Source organism: Cytobacillus sp. FSL R7-0696, from assembly GCF_038006865.1.
GTDB lineage: Bacteria > Bacillota > Bacilli > Bacillales > Cytobacillaceae > Cytobacillus > Cytobacillus kochii.
Genome location: NZ_JBBOWA010000001.1, coordinates 678,751 through 696,831, shown reverse-complemented (window position 1 = coordinate 696,831; position 18,081 = coordinate 678,751). Strand labels below are relative to the sequence as shown.

Below are 18,081 nucleotides of genomic sequence, written 5' to 3'. Positions count from 1 at the left end.
TTTTTTTATATTTGATCATTATTTCAGCCTTTCTCGCTATTTAAGCGAGTTTTTTTGTAAATATCTTCTTTAAGACTTAAGGCTTAGTTGGAATTACAATCTTAGTCCATGGAAAAAACTCCTTCAAATGTTGTATTCTTATACTGTAAGGGTAAGTAAAAATAAGTTCACTTATTTTGAAACTTAAATAAGACGAATTACGTAAATAGTATAAGCGGTAAAGTCAGGAGTCGATAATTTTGAACCCGTTCTATGTGTTTTTTCTACGGATACTTATCACTGTACCTGTGTCTGTGTTGACATGGTTAATTAGCTACTTTTTTATGAATTACGGTTTTTGGATGAGTGGACTAATTGGTGCTGGTGTGGGTGTATTTACGTATTGGTTGAGTGGAATAATTATTGTCCATCGTTGGTTGAAAAGTAAGGGACTCAAGCGGAAAGAGTTTCGTTTTATACAAGATAATTTAGATGATGCCCGAATCAAGATGAGTCGTTTACATCGTGCTTTAATGGCGATTCGCCATTGGCCGTCTGGTCGTCAACGTAAAGATTTTATTAAAGTGACAAAAAGGATTTACCAACTTGTGCAAAAGGAGCCGAGACGCTTTTATCAAGCTGAATCATTCTTCTATTCGCATTTGGATTCAGCGGTAGAACTCGCTGAAAGATATGTTTTTCTTTCCTCACAACCGAAGAAGGATTGGGAACTTGAGCAATCATTAACAGAGACCAGAAAAACTTTGCAAGAGCTAATGGTTCATGTGGATAAGGATTTACGTTCAGTGCTAGCGAATGATATTGATGATCTTCATTATGAGATAGATGTAGCCAAACATAACATTAAGAAATTAAAAGATGAGAAAACGAATGATGAAAGTAGGCGATTAAAATGACAAAAGAAAAAAATACGTCAAATCAACCTACCCTTGGTGCAGATATATTGGATGATCTTTTAGCGGACCCTTTTGGTAATGACGACGAGACAGTCACAAAGGTTAAAAGTGAGGACTCATCCAGTCGTGTAAAATTAATTGATGTCATTCCAGAGGAAAACCGGCAAAAAGCTTACCAATTAGCTGAACAAATCGACCCAAGTAATCATCAAGCTATGATTTCATATGGTACGCCTGCTCAATCAAAGTTACTCAATTTTTCACATGCGATGCTTGACCATGTGCAAAGAAAAGATGTCGGTGAAGTAGGTTCAATTTTGGGCGAACTTATGCAAAAATTTAATGAAGTGAACCCGGATGATTTAAAACATGAAAAACAAGGCTTTTTCTCAAAGATATTCGGCAAGCTTTCAGGTTCTGTCCATGAAGTATTGTCGCAATATCAAAAGGTAGGTGCACAAATTGATCGCATCAGTGTGAAGTTAGAGCGTAGTAAAAACTTGCTTCTCTCAGACATTGTTATGCTAGATAAGCTATATGAAAGTAATAAAGAATATTTCCATGCCTTAAATATTTATATCGCTGCAGGGGAACTAAAGCTTGAGGAAATGAGAGAGAAATCGATTCCGGTTCTAAAAAAGAAAGCTGAATCATCACAGGATCAAATGAAAGTACAGGAAGTGAATGACTTAGTCCAATTTGCTGAAAGATTGGATAAACGTTTATACGATTTAAAGTTAAGTCGAGAAATCACCATCCAAAGTGCGCCACAAATTAGATTGATCCAAAATACAAACCAAGCGCTAGTTGAAAAGATACAATCATCTATTATGACCGCCATTCCATTATGGAAGAATCAAGTCTCTATTGCTTTAACGTTGATCCGCCAACGCCATGCAGTAGAAGCACAAAAGCACGTCTCAAAGGCAACGAATGACTTACTATTGAAGAATGCAGAAATGCTAAAAATGAACACCATCGAAACAGCGAGAGAGAATGAGCGCGGTTTAGTAGATATAGAAACATTAAAGAAAACCCAGCAAAACCTAGTCGAAACGATTGAAGAAACATTGCGCATCCAAGAAGAAGGTCGACATAAAAGAAAACAAGCCGAAAGTGATCTAGCCCATATGGAAAACGACTTGAGGCTAAAACTATTAGAAGTAAAAGATAAATAATGTCATTAGGCACGAACAAATGCTAACTTAGTATTTGTTTGTGCCTTTTTGAGTGGAAGAATAATTGAACTGAAAGGGCATATCTAGAAAGGATCAATACTTATGTTTAAGACTAAAGAATAGCCAAGCAAAATACCAATGTTCCGGCTTTTGGCTTTTTCATTATCCAACTGGGACACGCGAAGCGATTTGTATCGGTAGCTTGACAGTTACTGTTGTTCCCTCGTGTAAAACACTTGAGAAATGAATGGAACCATTGTGGCTTTGAACTATCTTATTGCTGACAGTTAAACCTAGACCAGTACCTTTTTCTTTGGATGAATAAAAAGGTTCTCCGAGTTTTGTTAATAATTCTGGAGACATGCCATCGCCATTATCGGATATTTTTATGATAGCAGTATCCTCTTCCTTTTCTAATGAAATCATGATTTGACCGTCTCCGTCAGTTGAGGCTTCAATAGCATTTTTAATTAAATTGATAAATAATTGTTTAAGTTGATTAGGTTCACACAGTATAGAAATTTGCGTACGTAAATATGACTTTAATTGAATTTGAATATTATGGAGTGATGCTTCCGTTTTTAATAGTGAAATGACATTATGGAGTAATTCAAAGATGTCTGCTTGAATGAATTTAATCTCTTGTGGTTTGGCTAGTAGTAATAGTTCGCTAACAATATGATTGATGCGATCCAATTCTTCTTCCATAATGCGATAATAAAATTCATGTTTACTGTCTTCTGTCGTTAATACTTGTACAAATCCTTTTAACGAAGTGAGTGGGTTTCTTATTTCATGAGCCACACTCGCTGATAGTTCACCAACAACAGATAATTTTTCCGTTTTTCTTAATTGTTCTTCAGCTAATCGTAGCTTTGTGACGTCTTTCCCATAACAAATAATACCAGCTTGTTTATTGTTGATAATCATAGGCACAGCTGTACATTCTAAGATGATTTGCGGCCCATTTTTATGGTTCATCGCCATCTCACATTGTATATGTTGATTCGTTTGTCGTATGTGTTCAAGACTTTTAAATACTTCATCATGTAAGTCTTTAGGAAATAGGTGGGTGATAGGTTGTTGGAGTACTTCTTCTGGCTGATAACCGGTTATCTCCTTAAATTGGGGGTTTGCTTGAGTAATCCGTCCGGATAGATCCATCATGACGATCATATCTTGGCTGTACAAAAACAGCGATTTATATTGCTGTTGACTTTCTTGTAATAATTCATCCAATCTCTTTTTTTCGGAAATATCTCTACCGATAATTACAAGCCCTTTTCTACTTCGGTCTTCATGAAAAAGAGGAACTTTAATTGTGTCGAATGTCTTCTTTGTTCCATCCGGTTGTAAAATATTTTCCTCAATTCTCGCAATTTTTCCACTATCCCATGTTTCCTCATCTGAAATCATACAATGAGCGAAGGAGTTTTTGTAAAAACTTCTTGCTTGATCGCCGAGTTCAATATCTGTTTTTCCCCGATATTGGTCTTCTTCAAGGTTAAATAGTTCAAGAGCGACTTTATTCGCTTCGATCCATCTCCCTTTTTCGTCTTTAAAATTCACGAAATCGACCATTGCATTAATAAGTGTGGATAATCTCTCTTTATCTTCTTTCGATGTATTTAATTCTTCAATTCTTTTTATAAAATAGTAGAAGAGACAAGTTGTAAAGGAGATATATACAATTTCTTTTATATGTATCATGGAGATTAGGTTAGATGATGTATGAAATTCACTAATGAGTAGGTTTGTTGAAATGACCCAAATGATACTCCCTAGAAAAAGGAAGATTAAGAATTTTGTTTTCATATCTATGCTCCTGTTCTGTAAGACAAATAATCACTATTATTTTATAGTAATCGATTATGAAAAATTTTGCCATTAAAGATTGAGTATTTTAATAATTAAGTATGATTGTAGGATAAATAAGCGATAAAAAAATAAGTTATAATAGTAGAAACTAGTTGGAGGAGATGAAGTAATCATGTATTTAACAATAGAAGAGACAGCTCAATATTTATCGGTGTCAGTCACTTATGTAGAAGAGTTGATCCTCCAAGGTAAAATTCGTGTCATTCATGATAGTGAGGGAGCAGTACTCATTTATAAAGACCAATTTAAAAGCCACTTTCAACAATTAGAAAAATATAAGAAATTGGTGGAAGAGTTATCGAAAGAACCAATTCCAGAAGACCGGGATATAAAGGATGAAGATTGATTCGTAAGGATGTGACATGTTGAAGTTAAAGCTCGTTAATGAAGGTAAGAAAAGATATATAGATCTGTTACTGCTTGCGGATGAACAAGAGAATATGATTGATCAGTATTTAGAGCGTGGAGACCTTTATATTTTCGAGGAAAAGCAAAAGTTAATCGGCGTTTGTGTTGTAACAAAGGAGAATGAAGATATATATGAAATAAAGAATCTGGCTGTTGCCCCACATTTAAAACGAAAAGGATATGGCAAAAAGATGATTCAGCTTGTGGAAGATATCTATAAAGGGAGAGCCCGCAAGCTTCAAGTAGGAACGGGAGATAGTCCCCTTACGATCCCTTTTTACCAGGCGTGTGGATTTCATATTTCTCATCAGATTGATGATTTCTTTGTGAAACATTATGACCGCCCTATTTATGAGGGGGGTAAACAACTCATTCATATGGTGATCTTACAAAAGCAGCTTTGACCTCTAAAAGGATAGAATGTTTTACATTTCTAATTATTTTGTCTATTCTAGAAAAGAGAGAGTATTTCTAGAGGAGGAATGGAAGATGTATGATATTCTAATCGTTGGAGCAGGGCCTTCTGGTGCGAGTGCAGCTTTATTTGCTGCTAAAGCGGGGAAGAAAGTGATTGTTATTGATAATGACAAAGGTGTAACAAAAAGGGCTTGGGTTGAAAACCATTATGGTGTATTAGAGGTATCAGGTCCGGATTTGGTTAGCACGGGTAAAAAACAGGCAGAGAAATTTGGGGCAGAATTAGTAGATGCAACAGTAGAATCTATTGAGAAAAAAGAAGCAGCTTTCGTTATTACTACTTCTGAAGGTAGTTATGAAGCGAAACATGTGATTTTAGCAACAGGGTTCTTGGCTGATTTAGCCGAAAAAGCAGGTGTACAAACGAAACCGGGAACAGAGCCAAGAGTAAAAACCATTATTGATGTAGATGCATCAGGTCAAACCAATATTCCTGGCATATGGGCTGCAGGTACGACAGCAGGTGTAAGTGTACATACAATTATTACTGCTGGAGATGGCGCGAAGGTAGCTATTAATGTAATTAGTGAGATAAATGGTGAGCGTTATGTTGACCATGATGTATTGAAATAAATAGTTGTTTAAGAACGCTGACTGTTATGGTCAGCTTTTTTGGTTTGAAGTCGATTGTCTGAGAACATGTTCTATTGACCGAGAATGGAAGGACGATCTTGCATTCTTAATGTATTGGAAAACCATCATTTTGGAGAGGAGAAGTGCCCTTTAAATTTACGGAATGAAAGGATTTATTAAATGGTCTAAATATAAGCTCTCCATTAAATTATCTTCTTGTTATCACTCCTTTTTATTTATGTTTACCTTATAGTAATCATCCTCTTCTATCCATCATTTGTCATCTATCATTTGTAGTTAAAAGGTTCGTATATGAGAAACTAGCATTTTTTCCCTATTGAAAGATAGTGAATACTACACTTAATAACTTGGAATTAATAGTCTAAACTTTTAGAAAATCAATTAATAGGAGGAAAAAATGAAGAAATCTATCTTAAAATTGAGTTTAGCGACTACTCTTGTATTTGGTGCATTAGGTGTTCAAGGATATGTTGTTAAACCTGTAGAAGCTGCTGATACACAGAGTCATTCACATCACTTCTATGACTATTTAATTACAAAGTTAGTAAATGAGCACAGAATCTATCGCAATATTGCTCATCTTGCAAAAGAGCCGAGAGTTGCAGGAACAGATGAGGAAGATGAGGCTGTCGAATTTATCAAAAGAGAGTTTAGGAATTACGGCTATCGTGCAGATATTCAACCGTTTACCTATGTTGGTTATACACCCCCACATACGATTGAACTAAAAGTAGACGGATATAATGAACAACTAAACCCTGACTACTTTACGTATTCTATTAGTGGGAATGTGAGTGGGGAAATCGTCAATGGCGGTCTAGGTAAACCAGATGAATTAGGTGATGTTACAGGGAAAATTGTTTTAATCAAACGGGGAGAGTTAAGCTTCAGTGAGAAAGTGTTGAATGCAGGAGAGGCAGGGGCAGCGGGTGTGATTATTTATAATAATAGTGAGGGCTCTTTAAATGGAACTTTGGGAGCACATAATGATCAATTTGTTCCTGCTATTTCTTTGTCAAAAGCAGAGGGAGATGCGTTGCTTGCTAGTATAGAAGCCGGAGAGATTACAGAGGCGGCTATCAATATAGAAGGGGCAAGTACAGGAGAAAAAACTTCTCATAATGTCATAGCGAAGAAAAAGCCAACCTCAAAATTAAGAGATACGAATGATATTATTGTTATCGGTGCTCACCATGATTCTGTAGCTGGTGCACCAGGGGCCAATGATGATGCTTCAGGAACAGCGATGACTCTTGAATTGGCAAGGGTACTTAAGTTATTCCCAACTGATACAGAAATTCGTTTTATTACATTTGGTGCTGAAGAAGTAGGATTACTTGGTTCTACACATTATGTAAATAGTTTACCGGAAGATGAGCGAAATAGAATTGTGGCGAATTTTAACTTAGACATGGTTGGGAGTAGAGATGCAGGAAATTTAGTTTTGGCCACAATTGATGGGGAGCCAAACCTTGTCACCGAGTTAGCTCAAGAGACTAGCACGAGGTTAAATGGAGAAGCGACACCGATTAGAAGTGGTGGAAGCAGTGATCATGTGCCATTTGCAGAGGTAGGTATTCCAGCAGCTTTATTTATTCACAGCCCTTCAGAGCCTTGGTACCATACACCAGATGATACGATTGATAAAATTAGTAAGGAAAAACTAAAGGATGTAGCTAGTATTGTTGGAACGGCGGTATATCAACAAGCGCAAATTGATCGGATGTTCAAGCCTAGAAAGCAACAAGAGAAAAAGGTAGAGCCACAAATGTTTCTTGAAGAGGATTTAAAATAGGTAAGGTTCAGTTCTGTAAAGGTGGGGGCGGATGTTCCCATCTTTTTCTTGCTCATTTTCCCGATTGGTCATCAATTGCTCACTTTCTATCCATACGAAGAAAATATATGTTAAAATTTACTTCATTACAGAGACGGAAAGAAGGATGGGAATGAACAAGCTCGGTCTATTTTTATTTATGACAATATTAATGATGATATGGGGATTTAATGTGTCCGCTATTAAAATCCTTGTCTCATCTTTCCCACCGATTACGATTACTGCTATCAGGATTCTAGTTGCGGGATTTTTTGTTTTTCTTATGCTCGGGGTGATAGGGAAAGTTAGAAGACCAAATCGGAAGGAATTTCAATATATTATATATGGTGGTCTCTTTAATATTACGGCTCATCATTTTTTCCTAGCACATGGGTTAATGGAAACATCTGGTGCTAACGGAGGATTGATTTTAGGGTCAGGGCCAGTCTTGACGGCTATTCTCTCCGCCATTATCATTAAAACCATGCCTTCACGTATGCAGGTTATAGGTTTTATCTTTGGCATTATTGGTGTTTCTTTTATCGTTGTAATCGGTAATGGAGGGTTATCTGGTTTTTCTTTTGGTGATATTTATATTTTCTTATCGATTTTATCCCAAGCATTCAGCTTTATTCTTATTAGTAAGGCAGCGAAAACTATTGATAGTAGACTACTCACTGGATATATGCTGGTTTTTGGGGGCATCATCCTCGCCATCATAGGTTTGATTTCAGAGCCTTTAGCATTTACAAATTTATTAGATGCTCCAAGTTCTTTATGGATTTTATTCTTAGCATCTGCCATTTTAGCAACTGCTATTGGACAAATGGGCTACAATTATGCGATTAGTAAAATTGGTCCTGCTGAAGCGGCCATCTTTTTAAACTTAAATACATTCTTTGCTCTTGTCGGATCGGCATTATTTTTAGGGGAGCAAATCACGATTTACCATTGGGTTGGTCTTGTCTTTATCATTCCTGGTGTACTCCTTGGATCAGGTGCGATTGAATCATTATTAAGAAAAAGAAGAACAGAGAAGATGAAGCCGCCAATAAAAGAAAGAAACATGGCAAACAAATAGGTTTGTAAATGAATTTCCTCTTAAAAGGGGTGAAAAATCCGAACAATTATTCGAAGCTTTAGCAGCGTTTAAATATGAACAGCCCCCTGTCAAGTAGACAGTGGAAATAATAAAAAGTTACCTAAGCGGCTATAGCTCTATATTCCATAGGGCTATAGCCGTTTAGTCGTTTTTGGTATCGATTATGATTATAGAAGTGAATATACTCCGTTATGGCATTGGAAAGTTCCTCATAGGTCATAAATTTATGTAAATAATATTTCTCACATTTCAGTGTTCCCCAAAAGGATTCCATAGGTCCATTATCGATACATCGCCCAACGCGAGACATACTATGAGTCATTTTTAACTTTTTTATCCTACTTTTAAATCCATAGGAGGTGTATTGATAACCACGGTCGCTATGAATGAGAGGCTCCTTTCCCTTTAAATGCTTTGTCGCCAGGTCAAGTGTATCGAACACCAGTTCATTGTTATTAGAATGCCCGAGAACATAACTAATAATAGAACCATCATAGAGATCACGAATGGCACTTAAATAAGCTTTTTGGGAGGAACCATATTTAAATTCTGTGACATCCGTGACCCATTTTTCATTCGGCTTATTAGCTGTAAACTCACGATTTAATATATTTTCCGTGACATATTGGGGGATAGAACGTTTATATCGTTTTTTCTTCACTCGAATCACCGAGCGTAATTGAGCCACTTTCATTAATCGATAGATTCTCTTATGATTCAGTGGCTTATTAAATTTTCTATTCAAATGAAGAGTCATTTGGCGATAGCCGAAAATCCCCTTCATTTGTATATGGAGGATTTTCATCTCTTTCATAATAGCTTCATTCAGAATCTCTTGGGAAGTCGGTTGACGTCTTAGCCATTTATAATAAGCGCTCCGAGTGACGCCCGCGATATCACACAGAAGAACTATGCTTAGATTCTCTTTCTTATGTAGTTCCTGTATGGCGACATACTTATCTTTAAATCGAATCCTGCTTATTTCCGCCTCCTTTCGAGTTCCTCCAACTTTTTTAAGAATAAGTTCTCTGCACGTAATCGTTCATTTTCTTGTGCTAGCTTTTTCATTTCGAGTTTCATTTTTTCTTCTGGTGTTAACTCAATTTCTGTTTTATTCCTCCCTCGTTTGTCTTGAAGACCTTCCTCTCCACTTTCTTCATATTTTTTAACCCATGTATAGACTTGTTGGTAAGACACTTGAAAAGTGTCAGCTGTCTTCTGATAATCTTTTCCGTTCCCCAAGCAATCAAGTACAACTTGAATTCGTTCCTTCCAAGTTGTTTTTCTTCCTTTAGTCATAGAGCTCGTCCTTTCTTTTGACGTATCCTTTATTTCACTATGACTATTATACTTCTTCAACCATAACCTGAGGACAGACTCATCTGATATTTTATATCTTTTGGCAATTTCCTCTAAAGAATAGTGGCCGGATAGGTAGTCCTTCATGGCTAATATTTTTAAATTCTTCGGGTACGTTTTCCAGGATGTCGATTCTTTAAGACCTTCAAATCCATACATATCAAATTTATACTTCCAAATTCGAATGGCACTTCTACTAACCTTATACTTTTTTATTATCTCCGCTACAGATAAAATACCATCTTTTAATGTATTTATTACTTCTATCCTAACTTCGAGTGGATGAGCTCTTTTAGACATAAATATACTCCCCTTTTAGTAGCCAGATTTTATTTTTTTATCTGTCTACCTAGAGGGGAGCATATCAATAATCGTTCGGATTTTGTTTTTTAATATCCTTTTTTATAATCCACTACATTCGTATCAAGAGCATCGCCATTCAAATATTTTTTCAGGTTAGGAATGAAGATGTTTTTAATGACTCTTTCGTTATAGTGTTCGGTTGAGCCAGATGTATGTGGAGTGATGATTAAGTTATTTAATCCCCATAATGGACTATCTTCAGGGAGCGGCTCTTTTTCAAAAACATCAATTCCAGCACCTTTAATATCTCCTTCTGAAAGTGCATGATAAAGTGCGTTTTCATCAACAATTTCACCGCGTCCAATATTAATAAAAAAAGCTGTTTGTTTCATGCGTTTGAACTGTTCTTTACTGAACATATGGTATGTATCCTTCGTTAAAGGCAGGGTGACGACAATATAATCACATTTAGGTAGGATGTCGTCAAGTTCCAGTGAAGTATACATTTCATCTACGTAATCGACAGGTTTGCCTGAATGTCTAACCCCAATGACATGCATATTAAACGCTTTGGCAATGCGAGCAGTTTCTTGTCCAATCATTCCAACACCAATTATACCGATGGTCTTTCCATGCATTTCGAGTTTGTTACCAGTTCCATCCCATACTTTTTCTTGTTGTTGTTTAACATAACGGTCGATACTTCTTGTTAAACCTAACATCAATGCAAAAATCGTCTCCGAAATTGGATAAGCATGTACCCCGTTTGCACTTGTTAGAAGGATGTTTTTCTTGTCAAAGTCTTCGAGTGGCAAATAATTCACACCAGCACTCCATGTTTGAATCCAACGAAGGTTAGCATTATTCACATAGGTATCATGCATACGATGTTTCCAAGCAACAATCACTTCTGCATCCTTCATATGACTCTCCCAAACCTCGTGATCCTTCCCTATGATGTGTTCCCAATCAGGAGTGATTTCTGTAATGGCTGTTTTAAGTTCCTCGCTTAAGTTTTGTGTGATAATCATTTTTCTTTTAGACATAAGGTATCCTCCATCGGTAGAAATTTTTCAAGTCTACCCTTAATAATAGCAAAATCTTCAGGATACCGAAATAAAAGATATTGAATATTACTATTATTCGTCGTCTTTTATATATCTACCAGTTTCAGGCATAGCAATCTCATCAAACTCCCTTACAAGAGTAATAAGGCTTTGTTGGAGAGTTTGTTCAGCCATAGGAATACCATGACCTGTGATGGCGATATGAGGATTAAGGTCAGAAAGTTTTCTGACAGATTCTCTTGCTAGTTGCCAATCAGTGGTTAAATACCTTGGGGGACCACTAATTTCTTGCTCCTGTGTCATCACTTTAAAAAGGGACTCTTGTTTAACGGTACAAAAGGCATCCCCAGCAATTAAGACACCATCGCTTTTGCGGTAAAGCGAGATATGACCTTCTGTATGTCCAGGGGTATGAATCCACTGCCAACCGGGCATTTCGTCAATATGTCCGTCTCTTGGTAACGGTTTTATATGCTGTGAAATATTAATACCTTCATTAGGAAATAAATTGGAGAACTTAGCTAATAATCCACCATCAACGGTATTATCAGGTTCTGGATAATCTTTCCGACCAGTTAAATAAGGTAATTCCATCGAATGAGCATAAACAGGGACATTCCATACTTCTAAGAGCTCATGAATCGCACCTACGTGATCAAAATGTCCATGTGTTAATATGATCGCAACAGGTTTCGCACCCCTTCCATATAATTCTTCTGCAGCTTCAATAATTTTTTGAGCTGATTTTGGCATACCAGCATCAACAAGGACCCATGCATCCTCTGCTGTTTTAACAAAACAAACATTAACGATTTGAATGTTTATATAATCAACACCTTCTGCAGAATTAACAATCATACCGCTCGTTGTTGAGGTGATAGGCATATAATGTTGCTCAGAATCATACTCTCTCATAAGATTTTATCTCCTTTACATGTCTTTATATGAGAGTATACCCTGCTTACATTCGATTAATCTTTAACATCAATAAAAAGGAATTTTTTACAAACGATTCATACTGTGTTTAAATAATTTTTATACAATTGTAGAAAAGGGAGAGGATGGTTGAGCAATGATATTTGCCCACCGTGGATTAAGTAGTCGCTTTCCGGAGAATACAATGCTTGCTTTTGAAGCTGCAAGAAAAGCTGGTGTTCACGGAATCGAATTAGATGTCCAATTATCTAAAGATGGTGAACTTGTCATCATTCATGATGAGAAAATCAATCGGACAACAGATGGTACAGGGTTTATCAGGGATTTTAAATATAAAGATATTGTGCAATTTGATGCAGGGAGCTGGTTTAACACCGAATTTAACCATGCGAGAATCCCACGATTAGAAGAGGTTTTTCAATGGGCGAAAGAGGAGAATAATGAATTGGTTATAAATGTAGAATTGAAAAATGATGTCTTTCGTTACGATGGTATGGAGGAGAAGGTGTTAACTTTAATTGAGCAATATGGTTTAAGAGATCGAATCATTCTTTCATCTTTTAACCCTGAGAGTGTGAAGAGAATACGAACATTAGATAATGAAATAAATACAGGGTATTTAATTTTAGGTATACACGCTAATGCAATTAAGGTAGCTCAGAATATTGGAGCCGATGCTATTCATTGTCAAAAAGAATTTGTGCAATCCATACATGGTATACAGGCAATTGAAAACAAAATCCCATTACGTACTTATACAATTAATCGATGGTCCGATGCTCAATCACTACTCAATCAAGGCGTTGAGGTGGTTATGACCGATTTCTGTGATGAATTTGTATCCAACTATCAATAAATGGAATAGAAAAAAAAAAGTGGCTGAATTGGCCACTTTTTTCATTAACGTCGAATGGGACGTTCTAAGGTTAATACTTCATCTTCAATACTAGCAAACTGTTCTTTTAGCATGGATTGAGTCTCTTGGATAGCTGCATTGTAAAAGTGAGGGGCGAGTGATTCTTTAAAAAAATCTAACACACGTTCAGCAGCGAATTCGGAAAGATCCTCGTCTTTTTCCTGAAGAAAAAACTGTTGGATTTCTTCAATCATTTGTTGTTGCTGTTCTTTTGTCAGTCGATAAAACATGTAATGACCTCCATTTCTATACGACCATCATACACCATGAATGATGAAGATGCATGTTATGAATAATGAAAAACGGCAGTTATTACGGCTTCCACGATGATTTCACCAGGTTCAATGGGCGGAGAAGCAATAGATTGAAGAGCAACTTTCTGTGTGAAGGGCTGTATTTGTCTGCTGTCTTCGATAATCTTTATCGGGGTAAGATCTACTGTTACATTTAAAACATTAGCTATAGATTGGGCTTTACTTATCGCATCCACTAATGCCTCATTTAATGCCTTATAATACCATTTCTGTTTCTCCGTTAATCCAAATTCAAGACTATTTATTTGATTGGCTCCGTGTTCCATTGCTAAAGCAATAATTGTACCTATTTGATTAAGTTGACTGACGGTAACGCGAACTTCATTTATCACTTGATAGCCTGAAATCTGCGAAGAATCATCTTGTTGATGGTAGATGGGATGTACATTAAAGTGAGTCGTTTGTATGTGCTTTTCGTTGATACCGGCTTGTTTTAAAGCAGAAAGAAAAGATTCTGTGGCTTGTGTATTTTCCTTTTCAGCTATCTGTATTTCTTCATTTTCCGATATGACACCGATATGAATAGTGGCTATATCAGGTTGGACGGAAAGTCTTCCTAAACCATTCAAATGTAATCTCCGTTCTTTGTTTCGCACTTCATTATATGAATAAGGGTACATGGTCATCACCTTTCAACTCTTTATCTTATTAAGTGTATGTCGTATCACATTTTTTAGAAATGATTGTATCGCTGTGATGCAAGATAAAGATTGGAAAAATTCAAAAATATATTGACCTTGTAGTAAGCTCCAATGTTATCTTCAAAATAAGAAGAAAAGGAGGAAGGAAATGTATATTAAACAAATCGCTTCTCAATATGATATTTCTAGTGAGACAATCCGTTACTATGAAAAAATCGGTTTAATTACTCCAGAAAGATCCGAAAATGGCTATCGATTGTATAAAGACAAAAATGAAAGAGAACTCAAATATATCATTGTGTTAAAACAATTAGGATTCTCTCTACAAGAAATCAGTGAACTGTTTATATTAGATCGGACTCAGCCGTCAGAGGATTGTAAAATGAAATCGGAGCAGTTAATAGGTGTAAAGGTTGATAGTGTTGAAGCGAAACTTCACTTTTTGACAGTTGCTTTGGAAGCTTTAAAAGAGATTCGTTTCATGATAAAGGAAGGAAACTTTAAAGAGAACCAAAGAAACTTAGATCAAGTCATTCACCATGTATATGAACAGATGAAAATAGGTGGTGTGGAAAATGAGTAATCGCATTATTGTTAAGTGGGAATATATTCTTTTACTATTATTAAAAGTAGTAGCTTATATTACATGGGAATTCTCAATACTTGCCTTTGTTATTTTTTTGTTTTTACCAGACGTCTTTATGTTTGGCTATCTCCTCAACAAAAAAGTAGGGGCGATTCTCTATAATATAGGCCATACATTTATTTTCCCCTTATTGATTTTAGGAATTTATTTTGTAATAAAGGAACCTATATTATTAATGGTATCTTTGATCTGGTCTGCTCACATTAGTATGGATAGAGCCTTAGGATACGGTCTTAAATATGAAGAAGGGTTTAAAGTAACACATTTACAAAAAATATAGAAAACAAAGTACTGTCATTTAGGTAATGTAGCGCACCATTTTTTTATAGGAAAGAAGTGTTAGTAAGCAAAATGCTCCATAAATATCATTGGTATGATCAGAAATGTTAGTTAATCTGAAAGACGAAAATAACCGGCTTGCCAGGTAAGTTAATAGGGCGATGAAGTGGAAGGTTGATTAAGGGTTTCCGCGATTAATAAGTGAAGGAATAGGGAAATCGAAGTAGGGTAAAAGTGAGAAATCGCGACTAATAGGTGAAGGAATAAAAAATGAGTAGGGCAAATGGTGAAATCGCGACTAATAGTTGGGGGAATAAAGAGATGAGTAGGGCAAAAGGAGAAATCGCGACTAATAGTTGGAGGAATAAAGAGATGAGTAGGGCAAATGAAGGAATCGCTACTAATAAGTGAAGGAATAAAGAGATGAGTGGGACAAAAGGAAGAATCGCTACTAATAAGAGAAGGAATAAAGAAATGAGTAGGGCAAAAGGAGAAATCGCGACTAATAGTTGGAGAAATAAAGAAATGAGTAGGGCAAAAGGAGAAATCGCGACTAATAGTTGGAGGAATAAAAAGATGAGTAGGGCAAAAGGAAGAATCACGACTAATAAGTGAAGGAATAAAGAGATGAGTAGGGCAAAAGGAGAAATCCCGACTAATAGGTGAAGAAATAAAGAGATGAGTAGGGCAAAAGGAGAAATCGCGACTAATAGTTGGAGGAATAAAGAGATGAGTAGGGCAAATGGTAAAATCGCGACTAATAGTTAGAGGAATAAAGAGATGAGTAGGGCAAATGGTAAAATCGCGACTAATAAGTGAAGGAATAAAGAGATGAGTAGGGCAAAAGGAGAAATCGCGACTAATAGTTAGAGGAATAAAGAGATGAGTAGGGCAAATGGTAAAATCGCGACTAATAAGTGAAGGAATAAAAAGATGAGTAGGGCAAAAGGAAGAATCGCGACTAATAAGTGAAGGAATAAAGAGATGAGTAGGGCAAAAGGAGAAATCGCGACTAATAGATGGAGAACCAAAGAAATGAGTAGGGCAAAAGGAGAAATCGCGACTAATAGTTGGAGGAATAAAAAGATGAGTAGGGCAAAAGGAGAAATCGCGACTAATAGATGAAGGAATAAAGAGATGAGTAGGGCAAAAGGAGAAATCGCGACTAATAGATGGAGAACCAAAGAAATGAGTAAGGCAAAAGGAAGAATCGCGACTAATAGTTGGAGAAATAAAGAAATGAGTAGGGCAAAAAGGGCCTACAAATGTGAGAAAGAATTAACGCTCTCGCATATTGATGCAAGCTAATTTCAACATTCTTTTTGTCTTTTTATAAGTTCCTTAGCATTCCCTTAGTGAAGGGACAAGTAAATAATCTCTAAAGTGAACGGTGTAAAGATCAGATCACGAAAAAAACACGAATGATTCATTAAGTAGAACCATTCGCGTAAGATATCTTACTTATTTAGCTTAAAAGAGCTTTTTAACGATACAATTCGGTTGAAGACTGGTTTTTCAGGTGTACTATATTTAGAATCGACATTGAAGTAACCGTGACGGAAAAACTGGAATTTATCTTGTGGTTGAACCTCTTTCAAGTTAGGTTCAATAAATCCTTGCACCACTTCAAGTGAATTTGGATTAATATAGTCTAAGAAATCTTTGTCTTCTGATGCTTCTTCTTTCATTTGCTCGTCTAATACTAAAGGTTCATATAGACGGAATTCAGCAGGGATGGCACTTTTGGCATCAACCCAGTGTAATGTACCTTTGACTTTGCGTCCTGTAAAACCTGAACCACTTTTCGTTTCAACATCATAAGTGCAGTGTAATTCAACAACATTGCCATCTTCATCTTTAATCACATCATTACACTTGATGAAATAAGCATGCTTTAAGCGCACTTCATTTCCAGGGAAAAGACGGAAATATTTTTTTGGAGGATTTTCCATAAAGTCCTCTTGTTCTATATATATTTCACGAGAGAATGGAATTTGTCTTGTGCCCATTTCCTCGTTTTCAGGATTGTTTTCCGCTTCTAACCACTCGGATTCACCTTCAGGGTAATTGGTGATTACAACTTTTAAAGGTTTCAAGATTCCCATTGTTCGTGGGGCACTGAGTTTTAAATCCTCGCGCACATAGTGCTCAAGCATCATTTCATCCACTGCACCACTACCTTTAGAGACACCAGTTTCTTGAACAAACTCACGAATGGCACTAGCAGTATACCCTTTGCGACGCAGACCCGATATCGTTGGCATTCTTGGGTCATCCCAGCCATCAACAATTCCTTCATCTACTAATTGCTTTAGTTTTCGCTTACTCATTACTGTATTTGTAATATTTAAGCGTCCGAATTCAATCTGTTGTGGTTGGTTTTCCATTTCACATTCCGCTACAACCCAATTATAAAGAGGACGTTGATCTTCAAATTCTGTCGTGCATAATGAGTGCGTTACACCTTCGATTGCATCTTCAAGCGGATGGGCAAAAGCGTACATAGGATAAATACACCATGTATCACCCGTATTGTGATGAGTCGCATGAGAGATACGGTAAATGACAGGGTCACGTAAGTTTAAATTTGGTGATGACATATCTATCTTTGCACGCAAAACTTTTTGACCGTTTTCATATTCCCCATTTTTCATTTTTTCGAATAGGTCTAGGTTTTCTTCAATTGAACGGTTACGGTAAGGACTTTCTTTACCAGGCTCAGTTAAAGTCCCACGGTACTCACGAATTTCATCTTGGTTTAAATCATCGACATATGCTTTGCCTTTTTTAATTAAAAGCACTGCACGGTTATACATTTCATCAAAGTAATTGGATGCATAATGTAGCTCTTCCCAATCATACCCGAGCCATTTTACATCTTCTTTAATGGCATCGACATATTCTTGGTCTTCTTTTAGTGGGTTTGTATCGTCAAAGCGTAAGTTTGTTTGCCCGTTAAAATCGTCCGCTAAACCAAAGTTAATGATGATGGATTTGGCATGTCCAATATGGAGATAGCCATTTGGTTCAGGTGGGAAACGGGTTACAACAGTGTCGCGCTTTCCATTTTCTAAATCTTCTTTAATAATTGTACGAATAAAGTTTGATTGTTCCAATCCGATATCAGCCTTTCTACCTTGTTCTTTACCTTATTTTAATCTGAATAAGCCTATAAATAAAGTGCCTGTTGATTCTATCTATTATATACAAAAAAAGCGCGCTTAAAAAGTTTTTCTCCATATAAATAAGGAGGGGATCATCTTTTTGTCATGAA

General features: G+C 36.4%; 21 protein-coding genes. 14 read left to right on the top strand and 7 right to left on the bottom strand.

What is annotated here, in order from left to right; all coding sequences use genetic code 11:
• Nucleotides 1–239 precede the first annotated feature (239 nt).
• Both MKX29_RS03625 and MKX29_RS03620 read left to right on the top strand, forming a co-directional pair.
• On the top strand, nucleotides 240–896 hold the full coding sequence (locus tag MKX29_RS03625) for a 5-bromo-4-chloroindolyl phosphate hydrolysis family protein (RefSeq protein WP_224934839.1): 657 nt from the start codon (nucleotides 240–242) through the stop codon (nucleotides 894–896).
• On the top strand, nucleotides 893–2,074 hold the full coding sequence (locus MKX29_RS03620) for a toxic anion resistance protein (RefSeq protein WP_224934841.1): 1,182 nt from the start codon (nucleotides 893–895) through the stop codon (nucleotides 2,072–2,074). The genes MKX29_RS03625 and MKX29_RS03620 overlap by 4 nt, the downstream gene beginning before the upstream one ends.
• Before the next feature lie 162 nt (nucleotides 2,075–2,236).
• On the opposite strand, the gene MKX29_RS03615 is transcribed toward MKX29_RS03620, so the two are convergent.
• Entirely contained in the window at nucleotides 2,237–3,889 is a 1,653-nt protein-coding gene (locus MKX29_RS03615) for a PAS domain S-box protein (RefSeq protein ID WP_341104045.1), read from the bottom strand.
• 175 nt (nucleotides 3,890–4,064) lie between these two features.
• Between MKX29_RS03615 and MKX29_RS03610 the strand changes: the two genes are divergently transcribed.
• The 5 genes from MKX29_RS03610 (at nucleotide 4,065) to MKX29_RS03590 (ending at nucleotide 8,325) form a co-directional block, all read left to right on the top strand.
• The gene (locus MKX29_RS03610) at nucleotides 4,065–4,298 is read left to right on the top strand and encodes an excisionase family DNA-binding protein (RefSeq protein ID WP_289433013.1); all 234 of its coding nucleotides are present in this window, start codon (nucleotides 4,065–4,067) and stop codon (nucleotides 4,296–4,298) included.
• 16 nt (nucleotides 4,299–4,314) lie between these two features.
• Nucleotides 4,315–4,764, top strand: coding sequence for a GNAT family N-acetyltransferase (locus MKX29_RS03605; RefSeq protein WP_251166493.1), 450 nt, complete (start codon nucleotides 4,315–4,317; stop codon nucleotides 4,762–4,764).
• 85 nt (nucleotides 4,765–4,849) lie between these two features.
• Nucleotides 4,850–5,410 carry an NAD(P)/FAD-dependent oxidoreductase gene (locus MKX29_RS03600; protein ID WP_289433015.1) on the top strand — a complete coding sequence of 187 codons (561 nt, stop codon included), beginning with the start codon at nucleotides 4,850–4,852 and terminating at the stop codon, nucleotides 5,408–5,410.
• A 418-nt stretch (nucleotides 5,411–5,828) separates the two neighbouring features.
• On the top strand, nucleotides 5,829–7,226 hold the full coding sequence (locus MKX29_RS03595; RefSeq protein ID WP_341104037.1) for a M20/M25/M40 family metallo-hydrolase: 1,398 nt from the start codon (nucleotides 5,829–5,831) through the stop codon (nucleotides 7,224–7,226).
• A gap of 151 nt (nucleotides 7,227–7,377) precedes the next feature.
• Nucleotides 7,378–8,325 carry a DMT family transporter gene (locus MKX29_RS03590; protein WP_341104035.1) on the top strand — a complete coding sequence of 316 codons (948 nt, stop codon included), beginning with the start codon at nucleotides 7,378–7,380 and terminating at the stop codon, nucleotides 8,323–8,325.
• A gap of 121 nt (nucleotides 8,326–8,446) precedes the next feature.
• On the opposite strand, the gene MKX29_RS03585 is transcribed toward MKX29_RS03590, so the two are convergent.
• From MKX29_RS03585 to MKX29_RS03575, 3 genes are all read right to left on the bottom strand, one after another.
• Nucleotides 8,447–10,005, bottom strand: a protein-coding gene (locus MKX29_RS03585; RefSeq protein WP_224939358.1) for an IS3 family transposase whose coding sequence is annotated in 2 segments (ribosomal slippage) — nucleotides 8,447–9,351 and nucleotides 9,351–10,005 — 1,560 coding nt in all. Because the reading frame shifts where the segments join, the coding sequence is not laid out codon by codon here.
• Nucleotides 10,006–10,094: 89 nt separating this feature from the next.
• On the bottom strand, nucleotides 10,095–11,054 hold the full coding sequence (locus MKX29_RS03580) for a D-2-hydroxyacid dehydrogenase (protein WP_341104033.1): 960 nt from the start codon (nucleotides 11,052–11,054) through the stop codon (nucleotides 10,095–10,097).
• A gap of 93 nt (nucleotides 11,055–11,147) precedes the next feature.
• Nucleotides 11,148–11,990 carry an MBL fold metallo-hydrolase gene (locus MKX29_RS03575; RefSeq protein WP_341104031.1) on the bottom strand — a complete coding sequence of 281 codons (843 nt, stop codon included), beginning with the start codon at nucleotides 11,988–11,990 and terminating at the stop codon, nucleotides 11,148–11,150.
• A gap of 157 nt (nucleotides 11,991–12,147) precedes the next feature.
• Between MKX29_RS03575 and MKX29_RS03570 the strand changes: the two genes are divergently transcribed.
• On the top strand, nucleotides 12,148–12,867 hold the full coding sequence (locus tag MKX29_RS03570) for a glycerophosphodiester phosphodiesterase (RefSeq protein WP_341104029.1): 720 nt from the start codon (nucleotides 12,148–12,150) through the stop codon (nucleotides 12,865–12,867).
• Between the two features lie 44 nt (nucleotides 12,868–12,911).
• Here the strand turns inward: MKX29_RS03570 and MKX29_RS03565 are convergent, their stop codons facing one another.
• Complete coding sequence (locus MKX29_RS03565; protein ID WP_095370322.1) at nucleotides 12,912–13,157, bottom strand: DUF2164 family protein; 246 nt, start codon at nucleotides 13,155–13,157, stop codon at nucleotides 12,912–12,914.
• A gap of 56 nt (nucleotides 13,158–13,213) precedes the next feature.
• Nucleotides 13,214–13,810: an SIMPL domain-containing protein gene (locus MKX29_RS03560; protein ID WP_341104027.1), complete on the bottom strand. Its 597-nt coding sequence runs from the start codon at nucleotides 13,808–13,810 to the stop codon at nucleotides 13,214–13,216.
• 220 nt (nucleotides 13,811–14,030) lie between these two features.
• On the opposite strand from MKX29_RS03560, the gene MKX29_RS03555 reads away from it, so the two are divergent.
• The 6 genes from MKX29_RS03555 (at nucleotide 14,031) to MKX29_RS03530 (ending at nucleotide 16,115) form a co-directional block, all read left to right on the top strand.
• Entirely contained in the window at nucleotides 14,031–14,465 is a 435-nt protein-coding gene (locus tag MKX29_RS03555) for a MerR family transcriptional regulator (protein ID WP_289433021.1), read from the top strand.
• On the top strand, nucleotides 14,458–14,808 hold the full coding sequence (locus tag MKX29_RS03550; protein WP_341104023.1) for a DUF4260 domain-containing protein: 351 nt from the start codon (nucleotides 14,458–14,460) through the stop codon (nucleotides 14,806–14,808). Before MKX29_RS03555 ends, MKX29_RS03550 begins: the two co-directional genes overlap by 8 nt.
• Before the next feature lie 269 nt (nucleotides 14,809–15,077).
• On the top strand, nucleotides 15,078–15,218 hold the full coding sequence (locus tag MKX29_RS03545; protein WP_341104021.1) for a hypothetical protein: 141 nt from the start codon (nucleotides 15,078–15,080) through the stop codon (nucleotides 15,216–15,218).
• Nucleotides 15,219–15,230: 12 nt separating this feature from the next.
• Nucleotides 15,231–15,422 carry a hypothetical protein gene (locus tag MKX29_RS03540; RefSeq protein WP_341104020.1) on the top strand — a complete coding sequence of 64 codons (192 nt, stop codon included), beginning with the start codon at nucleotides 15,231–15,233 and terminating at the stop codon, nucleotides 15,420–15,422.
• A 369-nt stretch (nucleotides 15,423–15,791) separates the two neighbouring features.
• Nucleotides 15,792–15,932 (top strand): hypothetical protein, encoded by a 141-nt coding sequence (locus tag MKX29_RS03535; protein WP_341104017.1) that lies wholly within the window; start codon nucleotides 15,792–15,794, stop codon nucleotides 15,930–15,932.
• Between the two features lie 12 nt (nucleotides 15,933–15,944).
• Nucleotides 15,945–16,115, top strand: coding sequence for a hypothetical protein (locus MKX29_RS03530; RefSeq protein ID WP_341104014.1), 171 nt, complete (start codon nucleotides 15,945–15,947; stop codon nucleotides 16,113–16,115).
• A gap of 149 nt (nucleotides 16,116–16,264) precedes the next feature.
• On the opposite strand, the gene MKX29_RS03525 is transcribed toward MKX29_RS03530, so the two are convergent.
• On the bottom strand, nucleotides 16,265–17,923 hold the full coding sequence (locus MKX29_RS03525) for a glutamine--tRNA ligase/YqeY domain fusion protein (protein ID WP_289433025.1): 1,659 nt from the start codon (nucleotides 17,921–17,923) through the stop codon (nucleotides 16,265–16,267).
• Nucleotides 17,924–18,081 lie beyond the last annotated feature (158 nt).